Genomic DNA, 16,643 nt, shown 5'->3' with positions numbered 1-16,643 from the left:
CACCGCTAAAAGAAAGGCCGCTCATCGAGCGGCCTTTCTTCATTCGAAGAGCCTCTGCACTGTGAATCAGAAGTCCATCGTGGCGCTGGCGAGGAACGTGCGGGTCGAGCCGGGCAGTACGAACCCGTTGTACGTGGTCGTCCAGTAGTGCTTGTCCGTCAGGTTGTTGATGGCGGCACGGAACACAACGGACTTGCCCGCGATGCGCGTGGCGTACTTGGCCGAGACATCGATCGTCGTGTAAGCCGGGATCGACAACGTGTTGGCGGCGTCGACTTCCTGCTGTCCCGTCACCTTCACGCCCGCTGCCACGGTCAGACCGCGCACGAACGGGGTGTCGTACTCGACTCGACCGGTCACGACATAGCGGGGTGCCGCGAAGATGCGCTTGCCCGCCACGTTCGGATCGTCGACGTTCACGGCCTTCGTGTTGAGCAGCAGCACGCCGCCCATCACACGCCAGTCACGTGCAAGCCGGACCCAGCCGCTGGCGTCAAGCCCCTGGAAGCGCTGCGTGCCGTCCTGCACGAAGAAGTTCGACGCGTTCGTGTACGCGTAGCCGCGCTCTACACGGAACAGCGCCAGATTCGCGCCCCACGACTGCTTGTCCGCCTTCCAGCCCACTTCGTATTGCTTGCTCTTGAGCGGCCCGTAGGTCGTCGGATAGTTGCTGTCGGTGATGGCGGCCGAGCCGCCCGGTTCCAGCGACTCGACGTAGCTCGCGTAAGCGGTCGAATCGTTGTCCGTCTTGTACATCAACGCCAGCGTCGGCGTGACGGGCTTGGCTTTGTACGAGGCCGTCGTCTGTGCATTGATGTCATACAGATCGTCGTTGAACTGCGTGTAACGCAAGCCGACCAGCGCGGAGATGCGCGACGTGATGTCTACCGTGTCGCTCGCGTAGATGGCACGCTGCGAGATCTTCTCGCTGCGATACGGCTGGTAGTCCATGCCGATGTCCTGATTCGGCAGCAAAGACGGGTTGTAGATGTTGCCCGTGCCCAGCGAAATGCCATTCCCGCCCAGTCCATTGTCGTTGAGCTTTACCTGGCTTTGGTAGGCGACGCCGAACACCACGTTGTGCTTGAACGGACCGGTCGCAAACTTGCCTTCGACCATCGCGTCCCATGCCTGGTAGTAGTACGCCGTCTTCCACTTGTACTGCGTGTCGCTGTAGTCGCCGGCGGAGTTCATCACGTAGAGGAAGCTGTCGCCGTTCAGACGATTCTGACGAGCGAAGCGGTACTTGAAGCTCGCCTTCCACTGATCGTTGATGCGGTAGTCGAGGGCGGTGCCTGCCGTCAGCGCATCGGTTTCGTAGTAGGTGAACGGCTGCGCCAGATTGCGTGCGACCTTGTTGGCGTCGGGGACCGACGTCGCGCCGCCGAAGCTCATGCCGAACAACGTGCCCGTCGTCTGACGCTTCCAGTAAGCGATGTCGGCCGACCACGTCAGATCGGGGGTGATACGGAAGTCGGTCGCAAACGAGATCGTCTTGCGGCGCACGTGGTTGTTCGGCTCGGCGGTGTTGCCTTCCTCGTTGACAAGGTTCAGGCGATAGCCGAAGCGGTTATCGGGGCCGAAGCGTCCGCCCAGATCGAGTTTCTGGCTCCACACGTTGTTGGCTTCGTAGCCGACCGAGAACTGACGCAGCGGCTCGTCCGTCGGGCGTTTCAACACGTAGTTGACGATGCCGCCTGGCGCGCCGAAGCCGTACATGAAGCCGGACAGACCCTTGAGCAGCTCGACCTGTTCGAACGGTTCGAGCGGAATGTCGGCCTGCCACGAGACGAAGTTCTGACCGTCGATCTTGGTGCCGTCGAGCATGTCGACACGCATACCGCGCACCGCAAAGTACGAGTTTTCGTTGCGCTTGTTTTCCGAAAGCGTAGTGACGGCCGGGTCCCACTTGAAGGCATCCGTCGCCGTCTGCGCCATCTGATTCTTAATTTGCTCGCTATTCACGCCGACGACGGAGAACGGCGTGTTCACGGCACGCCGCGTGCCGAGTGCGCCGCTCGTCACGCGTTCGACTTTAACGTCTTCATCGCGATTGCTCGATACGGTCGTCGTGGGCAGCGCCGCAGTGTCTTTCGCGGCGGGTTGCGCATCCGTCGCTTGCGAAGCCTGCGGCGTTTGTTGTGCGTAAGCCGTGCCGGACGCGAAGGTCAGCGATGCGGCGCAGATCGCGAACGCGCCCGCGACGGCGCGTGCGATAGGCGAGGGGGCAGGAACGTGTTGAGGCGTCAGGTCGTGCGCGGCGCGTGGACGAGCGAATCCGCGCCCTGCGAGCGGGCGGTGTTGCAACATCGGTACATCTCCCTGTAGATGACGCGCCGTGTGCCAGCGCGTGCGTCGTGAATCGATCTTTTATTTGTGGGGTGTTTGCGGCATGACTTGTGGCGTGGTTGGGTCCGTCGCAGCCGGGCGTGCCCAGACGCTATTCGGATCGCCGAGTCGTGCACGGCGCCACGTCGCGCGTGCGAACAGCGCGAAGATCGCGGCACCGGCGAGGGCGACCAGATCGACGCCAGCGAGCACCCAGTCGCCATTGGCCAGCGTCCGCACGAGATTGTCGGGCGTGAACATGGCATCGACGGCGGGAATCGCGAGGCAGGCAAACGCGGTCGCTACGAGCAAGCCGGTCGCGGCTACCGCAGGCGCACTCAGCGCGGCGAAGAGCATCGATAGCACGATGGTGACGACAAAGATCGACAGCGACGTCGCACTCGGCGCGACCACGGCAGCGACGAACGCCACAGCGATGCCGAGGCACGTGCCAAGGAATACCCCCGCCGTTGCCTTCGCCATCCATCGCAGGTTGGCAGGCTGAATGGCGGCATTACGCTTGCGGCGCGATTCGAGCCAGAGCAGATTGCCGCTATACACCAGCACGGCACCCATCAGGCCGAGGATGAAATACACCCAGCGCATGACGTCGCCCGCGAAATTCCCGAAGTGCGCGCCGTAGATCATGCTAAGCACTGCATGATTCGTGTCGCGCACGCCGGGGCTGTGCTGGCCAACGATCTCGCCGTCGTTCAGACGGACCGCCACCGCACCGAAGACGCCCAGCGAGTCGTTCGCCTCGCCATAGACTTCGGCCACTGCGTCAGATTTTCCGTAGCGCGACCAGGCAACGGCCGTTGTCTCCAGATCGGGGGCTGCGTGTTCGGCGCGCGCCAGCACCGCCTGAAGATCGAGCGGCTTGCCGTCGACCGGTGCGATCTTGGCGGGCACAGCGCCCGTCATCTGCAAGAACTGCGGGGCGAGCTTGTTCTCGAACGTCAGCACGTTGAACGCCATCATCAGCGGCAGGCTCAGGCACAGTAGCGCACCCGTCAGCGCAAACACGATATGAAACGGCAAGCTCAGTACGCCGATGGCGTTGTGCGCGTCTTGCCAGAAGCGTTTCAGATTGCGTCCCGGTCGCAACGCGAAGATGTCGCGCGTCACGCGCGGCAGGTGCACGATCACGCCGGAAATCAGCGCCATGCCGTAGAACAGCGACACCACGCCCATCAGATACAGGCCGTAGGTTGGAATCGAGAGCGAGTAATGCAGCGAATTGACGGTGTTCGACAGACCGGGGCGCGCATCGCCCGTGATGAGCGACGATGCAGTGCCGTCAGCATTCAGACGCAATCGCGCCTGCATCCATTCGCCATCGGGCTGTTGCCAGTAGGCGAAGGGCATAGGCGAGTGGCTGGGCAGTACCACACCCATTTGCTCGCGAGCGGCAGGGTACTGCGCACGAACCATCTCGGCGAGCTGCTCCGTCTGCGCGAGCGAGAGTGGCGCGTGACGCGTCGCCGGTTGCTCCCAGCGTTCGATTTCGTGATGAAAGACGGTCAACGCGCCACCGAGCATGGCGACGAACAACGCGAAACCGGCCACGATGCCAGCCCACGTATGGACACTGAGGTATTGACGAAGCGTTTGGGCGCGCATCGAGTGATCCTTACCAGACGGTGCGCGCCAGCAGCAGCGCGGCCCACGCGACGACAGTGGTCGCGCCAATGCCGATCCATGCACGCGCCGCCGTGCGGCTCGCATAGACGACGGCGAACAGACCCAGCCACACGAGCGGGAAGAGGGCGATGACGGGGATCGCGGCAGTTTGCCAGCCAGCCGGTGTCATAAAGGCGACGGCACCGCACAAGGCGATGGCCGCGAAGAAGCCGAGCACAAGGCCCGCGAAGGTTCTACTCCACATGAGCGTCTCCGCGCAGCCAGTGCCAGCCGCCCGCCGCATACGGCCAGAACAGCAGGCCAAAGCACAGCGACATGAACGTGGACGCGATACCTGCCGACGGGCCGGCGGCGAGCCACCAGCAAACGAGGCTCGCAATCGCCGCGACCAGCGCTATCGCGCGCGCGGGCTGTGCCGCCAGACGTTGCGCGCGCAATCGCTGGTGTTCCGAAGTGAGGTAGCAGGCAGCGCCTGCTAACCATGCCAGTGCAATGGCCAATGCAATCAACATGCTCGCGAGTGACTGATAAGTGAGCGCAAAAAGCAGGGATACGGACGTCAAGCCGAGCGCCTTGCGCCTGCTGTGGCGCTGCGCCGACGGAAACGAAAACGCCGCCCTGAGGCGACGTGGCTGGCAGCGCAAATCCACAGACGGTGTCGGTCGCTCGTTACGATCAGGCATTCAGTGGAATGATGATGTAAACGTTAACGAAAACGATTCGCATTTATATCACGATTCGGACAAATCCTGAAAGAATTGGTCCGAAATCCACAGTGCGCGGAGTGTCTTGCGTGGCGCGCAGACAACGACGCGCGGGGCGTCGTTGTCGTTGAGGTGCGTACGCGCTAGTGCGCGACCGGGGCGTTGGCTGTCAGGCTGCTGGCGGGCAATGGTCCGCGGAACTGGCGGACGATGGCCTGCCAGTAGGGAATGACCGGGCCGGATGACGGTTGCGCAGCGTTGATTTCGGGCAGCAGGTGCCAGGGCGCGGTGGGGTACTGATGGTGAACGCGGTGCAGATGGTGATTGAGCACGAGCAGCCGCCCCCACGCAGGCGACCGGAAGTTGCGCGCGCGTGCGGGTTCGTCCATCGCCACGCCGTAGTGCGGCAGGTTGTCGGCGATGGACAGCCAGATGCCGCGCGCGACGAACGTCATCGCAAACACGGGCCACCAAGGGCCATACGCCCACACTGCGGCAGCGAGTGCGAGAAGCATCAGGAGGAAATCGCGCTGAATCCGGCGGCGTCGCACCGGATCGGAGGCGAACATTACCACGCGACGACGCACATCGTCGTCCTGCGGATCGGCGCCCAGTGCGCTCACGGCCAGCGAGGGCAGGCGCTTGACCGGCAACCAGGCGATCACCGGCGCGAACAGTTCCGTGAACCACATGCCGCCCAGCAGGCGCGACTGATAGCCGAGCCACCGTTTGGCGCGCGCGGCGAACGGTGCATCGGCAGGCAAGGTTGAGATGTCGGGACGGTCGTAAGGCTGACGCGTGAACCGGTGATGCATCAGATGCCCGAATCGCATGATCTCGAAGGGCAGTCCGAGCAGTAAGGAGAGGGAGCGGCCGGTGCGTTCGTTGGCGCGGGGCTTGAGGCGCAACTGGCCGTGGATGGACTCGTGGATCAGCCCCCAATGCATCGGCGTGAGCAGCAGCACGGGCAGCATCGTCAGCAACGCTGTCTCACCCCAGTGACGCAGCGCCCATCCCAGCCCCAGCCATTGCCAAAGTCCGGCGAGCGCCGTGAGGCCGATCAGCGCGGGGTTCCAGTGCGACGGTCTGGCGTGACGCCATAGTGCTGGCGAAGGCGTCGCAACGCTCTCGACGGTGGCGCTGACGCAGGGCGTGGCGGCGTCGATCTCGACCGGGCGCGCAACGACGTTCTCCATGAAGTCTCCGGGGCATGGCGGACATGACGTGGCCTGACGTTGCCGATGTCGAGTCGCTCGCATGGATCACGCGGGTCGCGTCGGGCAACGTAAGCGCCCGGGGCGGTGTTCCGCCCCGTAGCGACGAGAGTGTATGTCGGGCGCCGGGATGGAAATATGTCAGTCGTATTGCAGCGCCTTACTTTCGTCGCATTTCCGTCATACGCCGTCGTTTTTCAATGGACGCGCGGTTACTGAGGACTGCCAAGGCTATCCAGCTGTTCGGCCCCCGTCGACGTCAGCCGGGCAAGTTGCAGGCCGCGTTCGCCGTCTTCCAGCGAGACCCATCCAGCCTCGGTGAGCACACTGAGGTATCGCAGCAACGTGCTCATGGGCAACGCGCTGCGCTTGGCCAGGCGCGCGAGCGACATCGACTCGCGGCCTTCACGACGCCCGTCGCCAAGTGTTCGCAGCAGGCGGGCGAGTTCTTGCTCCGCCTGTGCCAGTTCGCTGTCGGCAGGGGGAGATAGGTCAGCCAAGGCGGCGCTCCAGCAACACAGGAACAGACTTGGATGTCGGTGTGCCTGCGCCGTCGGCAATGGCGTCGAGCGGTACGAGGCCGTTCGTCTCCGGATAGTACGCGGCGATGCTGCCGCGCGGAATGTCGTAGGCGACCAGTAGGAAGTCGTCCGCGCGACGGGCGATGCCGTCGTTCCACACACCGACGAGGTCGATTCGCTCGCCTGCGCGCAGACCGAGCGCGTCCAGATCTTCTATGTTTGCGAAGACGACGCGCCGCTGACCGAACACGCCGCGATACCGGTCGTTCAGCCCGTAGATCGTGGTGTTGTACTGATCATGCGAGCGGATCGTGGCGAGTTGCAATACGTCCGCGCCGCGATCTCCCGCCTGTTTGCGGGCGATGTCGATGGGCAATTCGGCGGGCAGCGGGTGCGTGGTGAAGTTCGCGCGGCCGTTGGCGGTAAGCCATTGGCGCGCCGACGGCGGCACCGGCAGGCGGAAGCCGCCGGGGTGGCGCACGCGGCGGTTGAATTCGGCAAAGTCGTCGAACGTGGCGGCAATGGCGTCGCGAATGCGGTCGTAGTCTTCGGTGTACCAGTGCCAGTCGTCATGCCCGCCGACGGCGCGGCCCATTGTCGCTTGCGCCATACCCGCGACAATGGCGGGTTCCGAGCGCAGATGCTCCGACGCCGGCGCGTTGATGCCATACGACAGGTGCACCATGCTCATCGAATCTTCGACGGTCACGCCTTGTACAGCACCGTTCTGCATATCGATTTCCGTGCGGCCGAGGCAAGGCAGGATCAGCGCGTCGCGGCCGTGCACCAGATGGCTGCGGTTGAGTTTCGTCGCCACATGCACGGTCAGATCGCACTGACGCAGACCTTCCCACGTGCGTGGCGTGTCGGGCGTGGCCATCGCGAAATTACCGCCCATGCCGATGAAGACCCGGATCTGTCCGGCGAGCATCGCCGAGATCGTGTCGACGACGCCAAGACCTTCGCGGCGCGGCGGCGTGAAGTCGAAGACCTGACCGATCCGGTCGAGGAATGCAGCCGTCGGCTTCTCGTTGATGCCGACCGTGCGGTCGCCCTGCACGTTGCTGTGGCCACGCACAGGGCACAAACCCGCGCCCGGACGGCCGATGTTGCCGCGCAGGAGCATGAGGTTGACGATCATCTGGATCGTTGCCACCGCCTGCTTGTGCTGCGTGATGCCCATGCCCCAGGTTGCGATGACCCGTTCGCCGCGCAGATAGACGTCGGCAATCTGGCACATCTGGGCCTGCGACACGCCGGACGCGCGCTCCAGATCGTCCCAGCGCTCGGCGCGCACGTCGGCGGCGAAGTCGTCGAATCCGTGCGTATGTTCGGCGATGAACGCGTCGTCGAGCAGGGCGGGTTCGCCGTTGGCGCGGGCCTCGGCGTCGCGCTCCAGCACATGTTTGATGACGCCCTTCACGAAAGCGAAATCGCCGCCGCTCGCTGGCGTGACATAGTGACCGCTGATGGCCGTGCCGCCCATGCTCAGCATTTCGCCCGGACTCTGCGGGTCGGCGAAGCGCTCGAGACCCCGCTCATGCAGCAGGTTGATCGATACGATGGTCGCGCCGCGTTTGGCCGCTTCGCGCAACTCGCCGAGCATTCGGGGATGGTTGGTGCCTGGGTTCTGCCCGAACAGCAGCAATGTGTCGGCCTGTTCGAAGTCTTCGAGCGTGACTGTGCCTTTGCCCAGACCGACGACCGGCGGCAACCCCACGCTGGTCGGCTCGTGACACATATTCGAGCAATCGGGGAAGTTGTTCGTGCCGTACTGACGGACAAACAGCTGATAGAGGAAGGCGGCTTCGTTGCTTGTGCGTCCCGAGGTGTAGAACGCCGCCTGATCGGGGTCGGGCAACGCACGCAGATGCGCGCCGATCATGGCGAACGCGGCATCCCAGGCGATGGGCAGATAGCGATCCGTGGCGGCATCGTAGCGCATCGGGTGCGTGAGGCGGCCGTAACCTTCGAGCGTGTAGTCGTCGAGTTCGAGCAGCTCGGTCACGGTGCGCTCAGCGAAGAACTCAGGCGTCACCCGGCGCTTGGTCGCCTCGGCCGCGACAGCCTTCGCGCCGTTCTCACAAAATTCGAAGGTCGACGCGTGTTCGCGGTCCGGCCAGGCGCAGCCAGGGCAATCGAAACCGCTGGGCTGGTTCGCGCTGAGCAGCGTTCGCGCGCCTTTAAGCGGGATGCCTTGCGTGACGAGTTGGATGGCGACGTTCTTGAGCGCGCCCCAACCGCCGGCGGGACGGTCGTACGGGGCAATTTTCGGGGCAGACATGACGCGTGTTCTGGCTAGAGTGACTGTCGCATTGCGCCAACTTCGGGGGAGCGCAATGTCCAGAGGAAACGGAAACGATTGACGTCAAATAGGCAAGTTGATGCATAATTGCGAAACATTTCGCTCCTAACTTCAAGCGAATGTGGAGCTTCAGGTGCCTGTTAATTCGACGTTTGTAGGCATGTTATCAGGATTTTGCATAAATTGATTTATGCAATGAATAGCATATAAGGTGAGTCCCATGAAGCGTATCTCCATTGCCCCGCAACTTCGATTTCGCCACGACGGCAGCGACTTGCCACTCGACAAGGTGTTGTCGTTGCTTACGGAAGTGCAGACGCACGGCAACTTGCAGGCCGCCAGTCAGGTGCTGGGACAGTCGTACCGTGGCGCATGGGGACATGTGAAGGAAGTGGAGTCGCTGATGGGGGCGCCGTTGCTCACGATGGCGCGTGGGCGCGGCGCTGTCCTTACGCCGCTCGCTCAGCGATTGCTCTGGGGGCAGAAGCGCCTGCAGGCGCGGCTCGGGCCGTTGCTGGAGACGATGGCGTCCGAATTGCAGACCGAACTCGACGATTTGCTGCTTCAGGAAACCGATCAGTTGCGGCTCTTTGCGAGTCACGGCCTGGCGGTGGCGGCGTTGGTCGATTTCGCGGGACGCGCCGGTTTGCCTATCGACGTCAGCTATCGCGGCAGCATCGAGGCGATTGCCGCGCTTGCCAAGCACGAATGCGAAGTCGCGAGCTTTCATGTGCCAATTGGCGCGCTCGCCGAGCCGGTGCTCGATCAGTACATGCCGCTGCTCAAGGGGAAGTCGTATCGCGTGGCGGACGTGGCGTCGCGGCGTCTCGGTCTGCTCGTGGCGCGCGGTAACCCGCTCGGCATCCGGACGCTGGCCGACCTGCCGCGCACGGGCGCGCGCTTCGCGAACCGCGAGCGCGGGTCCGGCACGCGCATCATTTACGACCTGCTGCTCGCGCAGGACGGCATCGATCCCACGACGGTGGCCGGTGCGGAGAACATTGAATTCACGCACGCCGCCGTTGCTGCGTATATCGCCAGCGGACGCGCCGATGCCGGTCTCGCCATCGAAGCCGCCGCGAGTCAGTTCGGCCTCGATTTCATTCCCATCCTCACGGAGCGTTATTGCCTGATGTTCCCGGAGAGCGGCAGCGAGTCCCCGCATCTTCAGGCTTTGCTTGAGATTCTCCAGAGTGGCGAATACCGGCAGGCCGTTCACGCCATCCCGGGCTACAGCGAAGGGGCGACGGGGCGAGTGACGCCGTTGTCCGAGGCATTCCCGTCACTGGGATGATTTTTCATATGTATTTGCATGCATATGAGGTGCGGGATGTTTTTCCATGATCGACGCCCGGCACGCATGGGCTGGATGTCTGCATCATGCTGCATTGCGGCGCGGATGGTCGGGTGATGGTATCGGTATTTGCACGAGGCTTGTTGGGGCGGGGAGTTTGGTCTACTGTCTTAAGGACTGAGCCCCCAAAAGACCTGCTGTCATCATATGCAATCAAGAACATATGAAACGCGGTCTTGCCCCAGGAGACAATTCGAGATGGTGCCCACACCTCACGCGACGCTCGCGCCGCTGCTGGCTCGCCACGCCGGCCGCGCACACGAGTTGTTGCCGCTGCTGCATGCTTTGCAGGACGCCGACGGCTACGTCGATCCCGCCCATGTGCCGGCCATCGCTGCTGCGCTGAATCTCTCTCGCGCCGAAGTTTACGGCGTCATTACCTTCTACCACCACTTTCGCAGCGCACCGCCGCCGTCGACCGTCGTACAGGTCTGCCGTGCAGAGGCATGCCGCAGTCGCGACGGCGAAGCGCTCGTCGCCCATATTGAAGCCTGTACCGGTGCGCACATCGATGGCGACGCATGCAATGGCGTGGGCGTCGAATCGGTCTACTGCCTTGGTCAATGCGCGTTGTCGCCCGCGGTGACGATCAACGGCGAATTGCATGCACGCGTCAGTCCTGCACGCTTCGACGCGTTGCTCGCCGATGCCGTCGCCAGCGAGGAGGGTCGTCATGACTGAGACGTCGAAGTCTTTGCGCATCTACATTCCGCGTGACTCCGCCGCGCTTGCGCTGGGCGCGGACAGGGTTGCGGCGGCGGTGGCCGCCGAAGCGACCCGGCGTGGCGTTGCCATCGATATCGTTCGTAATGGCTCGCGGGGCCTGTTCTGGCTGGAGCCTCTCGTCGAGGTAGCGACGCCTGCGGGGCGCGTGGGATACAGCAACGTGCAGCCGTCGCAGGTCGCAGCGCTGTTCGACAGCGGTTGGCCCGAGTGCGCAGCGAAGGACGCTGAGCGCGATGTCTCGTCAGAGGATCCCGACGGAAGCTGGGACGCCGACATGCCCGCCTGTGTGGGGCGTGTAGAAACGATTCCGTATCTGGCGCGTCAGCAACGATTGACGTTCGCCCGCGTGGGCGTGACCGACCCGCTGGACCCGGTTGACTATCTCGCGCACGGCGGCCTCGCTGGCCTTCGCGCCTGCCTCGCGCTCGACGCGGAGGCCGCCTGTCAGACGGTGCTCGACTCGGGGCTGCGTGGACGCGGAGGTGCGGCATTCCCGGCAGGCATCAAGTGGCGCACGGTAAGTCGCGCGCAGTCCGCGCAGAAGTACGTCGTCTGCAATGCGGACGAAGGCGACTCCGGCACGTTTGCCGACCGCCTCATCATGGAAAGCGATCCGTTCGTGCTCATCGAAGGGATGGTGATCGCGGCACTGAGCGTTGGCGCGAGCGAAGGCATCGTCTACGTGCGCAGCGAATATCCCCACGCAATCGCGGCACTGGAGGCGGCGATTGCCGTGGCGCGTCGTGAGGGTTGGCTCGGGTCGGATGTCCTCGGTTCCGGGCGGGCCTGCGAATTGCGCGTGGCGAAGGCCGCTGGCGCTTATATCTGCGGAGAGGAAACGGCGCTGCTCGAAAGCCTTGAAGGCAAGCGCGGTGTGGTGCGTGCCAAGCCGCCGATCCCCGCGCTGTCCGGTCTTTTCGGCAAGCCCACGCTCATCAACAACGTGATCACGCTGGCGAGCGTGCCGTACATCTTCGCGCATGGGGCACAGGCCTATCGCGAGTACGGCATGGGCCGGTCGCAAGGCACGCTGCCCGTGCAACTGGCGGGCAACGTCCGTCGCGGCGGGCTGGTGGAACTGGCATTCGGCGTGACGTTGCGCTCGCTTCTCGACGACTTCGGTGGTGGCACGGCGAGCGGGCGTCCCGCGAAGGCCATCCAGGTCGGCGGGCCGCTTGGCGCTTATCTGCCCGACGCGCAATGGGACGTGCCGATGGACTACGAGGCCTACGCGGCGTTGGGTGCTGTGGTGGGGCATGGCGGTGTTGTGGTCCACGACGACACGGCCGACATGGCCGGACTGGCGAGCTATGCGATGGAATTCTGCGCGCTCGAATCGTGCGGCAAGTGCACGCCGTGCCGGATCGGGTCGACGCGTGGGGTCGAGGTGATCGAGCGGATCCGGCGCGGGGACACGTCCACGCGCCAGGTGCAGTTGCTGCATGACCTTTGCGACACGATGGTGTCCGGCTCGCTCTGCGCGATGGGCGGCATGACGCCGTTCCCCGTGCGCTCTGCACTCGAACATTTCCCGGCGGACTTCGGTCTGCCCGACGGCGCCGGATGCGCCGAAGCCGCTTGATGTATTCACATCTAAGACGTCAACGTCCAAAGACTGCACGTCTGAATGGGAGAACGACACATGATCCATCCGAATGCACAAGTCTCGCCGGGCCACGGCCCCGACATGGGCACGCCGCGGCGTGAGAGCGAGGTCGAGGTCACGCTGGAGATCGACGGTCTGAGCGTAACGGTTCCGGCGGGCACCTCGATCATGCGCGCGGCAGCGGGCAACGACGTCAACATCCCCAAACTCTGTGCGACGGATTCCCTCGAACCGTTCGGGTCGTGTCGCCTGTGTCTGGTCGAAATCGAGGGGCGGCGCGGATTCCCCGCCTCGTGCACCACGCCCGTCGAGCCGGGCATGAAGGTGCGCACGCAATCACCTAAGTTGCAGGACCTGCGGCGCAACGTGATGGAGCTTTACATCTCCGATCACCCGCTGGACTGCCTGACCTGCGCGGCCAACGGCGATTGCGAGTTGCAGGACATGGCCGGTGTGACCGGATTGCGCGAAGTTCGCTACGGCTTCGACGGCGATAACCACATTCACAGCACCAAGGACGAGTCCAATCCGTACTTCACGTACGACCCTTCGAAATGCATCGTGTGTAACCGTTGCGTACGGGCTTGCGAGGAGACGCAGGGCACCTTCGCGCTGACGATCTCCGGGCGTGGCTTCGAGGCGCGCGTCTCGGCTGGCCAGGATCAGCCGTTCATGGACTCGGAGTGCGTATCGTGTGGCGCTTGCGTGGCGGCATGCCCGACGGCCACGTTGCAGGAAAAGAGCATCGTCGAGATGGGACAGCCCGAGCACGCGGTCGTGACGACGTGCGCGTATTGCGGCGTCGGCTGTGCGTTCAAGGCGGAGATGAAGGGCGGCGAGGTCGTGCGCATGACCCCGTACAAGGACGGTCTCGCGAACGAAGGCCATGCCTGCGTCAAGGGACGCTTCGCCTGGGGCTACGCCACGCACAAGGAGCGCATCACCAAGCCGATGATCCGCAGCAAGATCACCGATCCGTGGCGCGAGGTGTCGTGGGACGAGGCGCTCGACTACGCGGCATCGGAGTTCCGTCGCTTGCAGGCGAAGTACGGTGTCGATGCCATTGGTGGCATTACGTCGTCGCGCTGCACGAACGAAGAGACGTATCTCGTCCAGAAGCTCGTGCGCGCTGCGTTCGGCAATAACAACGTGGATACTTGCGCGCGCGTCTGTCATTCGCCGACGGGTTACGGACTGAAGCAGACGCTGGGCGAGTCGGCCGGTACGCAGACCTTCAAGTCGATCGAACACGCCGACGTGATTCTCGTGATGGGCGCGAACCCGACGGACGGGCATCCCGTCTTCGCCTCACGGCTCAAGCGTCGTGTGCGCGAGGGGGCGAAGCTCATCGTGATCGATCCACGTCGCATCGATATCGTCGACGGACCGCACGTGAAGGCGGCGTTCCATTTGCCGCTGCGTCCCGGCACCAACGTGGCGATGGTCAATGCGCTGGCGCACGTGATCGTCACCGAGGGACTGCTGGCCGACGCGTTCATAGCCCAGCGTTGCGAAGACAGAGCGTTTGCACAGTGGCGCGATTTCGTGGCGCTACCGGAGAATTCGCCCGAGGCGGTGTCCGTGGTGACGGGCGTGCCTGCCGAGGAGATTCGCGGTGCTGCGCGCCTGTACGCGACAGGCGGCAACGCGGCGATCTACTACGGGCTGGGCGTCACGGAGCACGCGCAGGGCTCGACTACGGTCATGGGCATCGCGAACCTTGCGATGGCGACGGGCAACGTCGGGCGCGAAGGGGTTGGCGTGAACCCCTTGCGCGGACAGAACAACGTGCAGGGCTCATGCGACATGGGCTCGTTCCCGCACGAGTTGCCGGGCTACCGGCATGTGTCCGACACGCTGGTGCGCGAGGAATTCGAAGCCGCGTGGGGCGTGACGTTGCAGTCAGAGCCGGGACTGCGTATCCCGAACATGTTCGACGCGGCCATCCACGGCAGCTTCAAGGGACTTTACTGTCAGGGCGAAGACATCGTGCAGTCCGACCCCAACACGCAGCACGTGGCAGCGGCGATGGAGGCAATGGAGTGCATCGTCGTGCAGGACATCTTCCTGAACGAGACCGCCAAGTATGCGCACGTGCTGCTGCCGGGTACGACGTTCCTTGAAAAGGACGGCACGTTCACGAACGCCGAGCGACGCATTTCTCGCGTGCGCCGGGTGATGGCGCCTTTGCCGGGCATGGCCGACTGGGAAGTCACCATCGCGCTGGCCAGGCGGCTGGGCTACGACATGCCGTACGCGCATCCGTCCGAGATCATGGACGAGATCGCACGGCTCACCCCGACGTTCCATGGCGTGAGTTATGCGCGTCTGGACGAAGCGGGCAGTCTGCAATGGCCGTGCAACGACGAGGCACCCGACGGCACGCCGATCATGCACGTCGACGCCTTTGTGCGCGGTAAGGGACGCTTCATCATCACGCGTTACGTGCCGACGGACGAGAAGGTCACGCCGCGCTACCCGCTGCTGCTCACCACGGGGCGCATCCTCTCGCAATACAATGTCGGGGCGCAGACACGCCGCACGCACAACGTTCACTGGCACGACGAAGATCGGCTCGAAATCCACCCGCACGACGCGCAGGAGCGGGGCATCAAGGATGACGACTGGGTTGGCATTCGGAGCCGGGCGGGCGAGACGGTGCTGCGCGCGGTGCTCAGCGAACGTATGCAACCGGGCGTGGTTTATACGACGTTCCATTTCCCGGAATCGGGCGCGAACGTCATCACGACGGATAACTCGGACTGGGCAACGAATTGCCCGGAATACAAGGTGACGGCTGTGCAGGTGCTGCCGGTGGTGCAGCCGTCGGCGTGGCAGGCCAAGTATTCATCCTTCAACCGCACGCAGCTCGAATTACTTGATGCGGCCCGCAACCCCGTCGAACCGGTGTCGGCGAAGTAGGGGCGCGAACCCTGGAATGACCTGGAGTCAGTGTTTGACGATGTCCAACCCGTTACGTGAAGTGGCTGAAGGCCGCGAAGCCGGTGAATTGTCCGGCGATGCCAGCAATGCGATCGATGGCATCGCCGCGCCCGTGTGCGATGTGGCGCCGACCGCTATCGACCCCGAAAGCCTCTCGCCGCACGCGACGTTCGCCGTGCGGCGTTTCCGTCATGGCGCGTGGCAGGCGGCGAGCGACGAACTCGCCGAAGAAGTGCCCGTCGCGCTGGAGTTCAACGGCATTTCGCACGTGGTGATGCTGGCGACACCCGCCGATATCGAAGATTTCGCGCTGGGGTTCGCGCTGTCGGAAGGCATTCTGAACGACCGGCGCGAGTGTTACGGGGTGGACGTCTCGGCGACCTCGCTCGGGATTACCGCGCACCTCGAAGTGTCTTCGCGCGCGTTTGCCGGGCTCAAGGAGCGGCGTCGCAACCTGACGGGCCGCACCGGGTGCGGGCTTTGCGGCACGGAGAGTCTGGATCAGGTGTTGCGGCCGTTGCCGTCCGCTGGCGAGCCGTTGCGCGTGACCCATGCGGCACTGGCGGCGGCGCATGCGGGGCTCGCCGCGCATCAGGCACTCAACGGGGTGACCGGAGCGGTGCACGGCGCGGCCTGGTGCTCGCCGCAGGGCGAGATCGTTTGTCTGCGGGAAGACGTCGGCCGTCATAACGCGCTCGACAAACTCATCGGGGCGCTCGCGCGCGAGGGGCGTGCGTTCGACAGTGGCTTTGTGCTGATGACCAGTCGCGCCAGCGTCGAGATCGTGCAGAAAGCGGCGCAAGTCGGCATTCCGATGGTGGCGGCCGTATCGGCGGCAACGGCGCTGGCGGTGCGGACGGCGCAGGCGGCTGGTGTGGCGCTCGTGGGCTTCGTACGTGGCGAGCAGTGCGTGATTTACACCGGCGGGGCGGCGCTCGACGAGCGCGTCTGACCGCCTTGACCCTGACGGAGCGGGAGACTTTCGATGGACGGCAACAACCTCGTGCGTATGGCCAATCGCATTGCAGACTTCTTCGACTCGTTGCCCGATCGCGAGGAAGCGCTGGATCAGGTCGCGACGCATCTGCATAAATTCTGGGATCCACGCATGCGTTCGCAGATTCTGGCCCTCGTCGAGACCCCGGACGGTGAGGAAATGCACCCACTCGTGCGCGAAGCGTTGACGCGCCACCGTGTGCGTCTGATGCCAGCGGTCTGACACGACGCGCGAGCCTACGCTGCTCGCGGTATAGTAGGCGTGACGGTCGCGCACCGGCGCGGCCCTATCAGCGGAGGAC

The 16,643-nt window shown here is 64.1% G+C and carries 12 protein-coding genes and 2 pseudogenes; 7 read left to right on the top strand and 7 right to left on the bottom strand.

Annotated features, from left to right (window positions below; genetic code table 11):
* Positions 1 to 66 precede the first annotated feature (66 nt).
* From NA29_RS12785 to NA29_RS12755, 7 genes are all read right to left on the bottom strand, one after another.
* A complete protein-coding gene (locus tag NA29_RS12785) occupies positions 67 to 2,310 on the bottom strand; it encodes a TonB-dependent siderophore receptor (RefSeq protein ID WP_095178450.1) in 2,244 nt (747 codons plus the stop codon).
* A gap of 60 nt (positions 2,311 to 2,370) precedes the next feature.
* Positions 2,371 to 3,951 (bottom strand): PepSY-associated TM helix domain-containing protein, encoded by a 1,581-nt coding sequence (locus tag NA29_RS12780; protein WP_039398601.1) that lies wholly within the window; start codon positions 3,949 to 3,951, stop codon positions 2,371 to 2,373.
* Between the two features lie 10 nt (positions 3,952 to 3,961).
* Positions 3,962 to 4,216 carry a hypothetical protein gene (locus NA29_RS12775; RefSeq protein ID WP_039398599.1) on the bottom strand — a complete coding sequence of 85 codons (255 nt, stop codon included), beginning with the start codon at positions 4,214 to 4,216 and terminating at the stop codon, positions 3,962 to 3,964.
* A complete protein-coding gene (locus NA29_RS12770) occupies positions 4,206 to 4,535 on the bottom strand; it encodes a hypothetical protein (RefSeq protein ID WP_157127394.1) in 330 nt (109 codons plus the stop codon). Before NA29_RS12770 ends, NA29_RS12775 begins: the two co-directional genes overlap by 11 nt.
* A gap of 284 nt (positions 4,536 to 4,819) precedes the next feature.
* Positions 4,820 to 5,872: a fatty acid desaturase gene (locus NA29_RS12765; RefSeq protein ID WP_052252899.1), complete on the bottom strand. Its 1,053-nt coding sequence runs from the start codon at positions 5,870 to 5,872 to the stop codon at positions 4,820 to 4,822.
* A gap of 230 nt (positions 5,873 to 6,102) precedes the next feature.
* Positions 6,103 to 6,390, bottom strand: a complete 288-nt coding sequence (locus tag NA29_RS25765; protein WP_039398595.1) for a helix-turn-helix domain-containing protein — start codon at positions 6,388 to 6,390, stop codon at positions 6,103 to 6,105.
* The gene (locus NA29_RS12755) at positions 6,383 to 8,695 is read right to left on the bottom strand and encodes an FdhF/YdeP family oxidoreductase (protein ID WP_039398593.1); all 2,313 of its coding nucleotides are present in this window, start codon (positions 8,693 to 8,695) and stop codon (positions 6,383 to 6,385) included. The genes NA29_RS25765 and NA29_RS12755 overlap by 8 nt, the downstream gene beginning before the upstream one ends.
* Before the next feature lie 241 nt (positions 8,696 to 8,936).
* Between NA29_RS12755 and NA29_RS12750 the strand changes: the two genes are divergently transcribed.
* From NA29_RS12750 to NA29_RS12725, 7 genes and pseudogenes are all read left to right on the top strand, one after another.
* On the top strand, positions 8,937 to 10,010 hold the full coding sequence (locus tag NA29_RS12750) for a substrate-binding domain-containing protein (RefSeq protein ID WP_039398591.1): 1,074 nt from the start codon (positions 8,937 to 8,939) through the stop codon (positions 10,008 to 10,010).
* A 258-nt stretch (positions 10,011 to 10,268) separates the two neighbouring features.
* Entirely contained in the window at positions 10,269 to 10,751 is a 483-nt protein-coding gene (locus NA29_RS12745; protein ID WP_039398589.1) for an NAD(P)H-dependent oxidoreductase subunit E, read from the top strand.
* A pseudogene (locus tag NA29_RS26565) lies at positions 10,744 to 11,004 on the top strand (formate dehydrogenase); the annotation flags it as partial. The gene NA29_RS12745 and the pseudogene NA29_RS26565, both read left to right, overlap by 8 nt.
* A 69-nt stretch (positions 11,005 to 11,073) precedes the next feature.
* Positions 11,074 to 12,378, top strand: a pseudogene (locus NA29_RS12740) (complex I 51 kDa subunit family protein); the annotation flags it as partial.
* 60 nt (positions 12,379 to 12,438) lie between these two features.
* On the top strand, positions 12,439 to 15,324 hold the full coding sequence (gene fdhF, locus NA29_RS12735) for a formate dehydrogenase subunit alpha (protein ID WP_039398585.1): 2,886 nt from the start codon (positions 12,439 to 12,441) through the stop codon (positions 15,322 to 15,324).
* A 40-nt stretch (positions 15,325 to 15,364) separates the two neighbouring features.
* Complete coding sequence (gene fdhD / locus NA29_RS12730; RefSeq protein ID WP_224786786.1) at positions 15,365 to 16,297, top strand: formate dehydrogenase accessory sulfurtransferase FdhD; 933 nt, start codon at positions 15,365 to 15,367, stop codon at positions 16,295 to 16,297.
* Positions 16,298 to 16,330: 33 nt separating this feature from the next.
* Positions 16,331 to 16,564 carry a formate dehydrogenase subunit delta gene (locus NA29_RS12725; protein WP_039398581.1) on the top strand — a complete coding sequence of 78 codons (234 nt, stop codon included), beginning with the start codon at positions 16,331 to 16,333 and terminating at the stop codon, positions 16,562 to 16,564.
* The last annotated feature ends 79 nt before the right edge of the window (positions 16,565 to 16,643 follow it).

It is taken from the genome of Pandoraea sputorum, assembly GCF_000814845.2.
Taxonomy (GTDB): Bacteria; Pseudomonadota; Gammaproteobacteria; order Burkholderiales; family Burkholderiaceae; genus Pandoraea; species Pandoraea sputorum.
Note: the sequence above shows the minus strand (reverse complement) of the source record. Positions and strands in the feature narration are given on the sequence as shown.

Excerpts from the sequence above, each read along its gene's own strand:
- NA29_RS12785 (WP_095178450.1), bottom strand. The coding sequence starts at position 2,310 with ATGTTGCAACACCGCCCGCTCGCAGGGCGCGGATTCGCTCGTCCACGC.
- NA29_RS12780 (WP_039398601.1), bottom strand. The coding sequence starts at position 3,951 with ATGCGCGCCCAAACGCTTCGTCAATACCTCAGTGTCCATACGTGGGCT.
- NA29_RS12775 (WP_039398599.1), bottom strand. The coding sequence starts at position 4,216 with ATGTGGAGTAGAACCTTCGCGGGCCTTGTGCTCGGCTTCTTCGCGGCC.
- NA29_RS12765 (WP_052252899.1), bottom strand. The coding sequence starts at position 5,872 with ATGGAGAACGTCGTTGCGCGCCCGGTCGAGATCGACGCCGCCACGCCC.
- NA29_RS12755 (WP_039398593.1), bottom strand. The coding sequence starts at position 8,695 with ATGTCTGCCCCGAAAATTGCCCCGTACGACCGTCCCGCCGGCGGTTGG.
- NA29_RS12750 (WP_039398591.1), top strand. The coding sequence starts at position 8,937 with ATGAAGCGTATCTCCATTGCCCCGCAACTTCGATTTCGCCACGACGGC.
- NA29_RS12745 (WP_039398589.1), top strand. The coding sequence starts at position 10,269 with ATGGTGCCCACACCTCACGCGACGCTCGCGCCGCTGCTGGCTCGCCAC.
- fdhF (WP_039398585.1), top strand. The coding sequence starts at position 12,439 with ATGATCCATCCGAATGCACAAGTCTCGCCGGGCCACGGCCCCGACATG.
- fdhD (WP_224786786.1), top strand. The coding sequence starts at position 15,365 with ATGTCCAACCCGTTACGTGAAGTGGCTGAAGGCCGCGAAGCCGGTGAA.
- NA29_RS12725 (WP_039398581.1), top strand. The coding sequence starts at position 16,331 with ATGGACGGCAACAACCTCGTGCGTATGGCCAATCGCATTGCAGACTTC.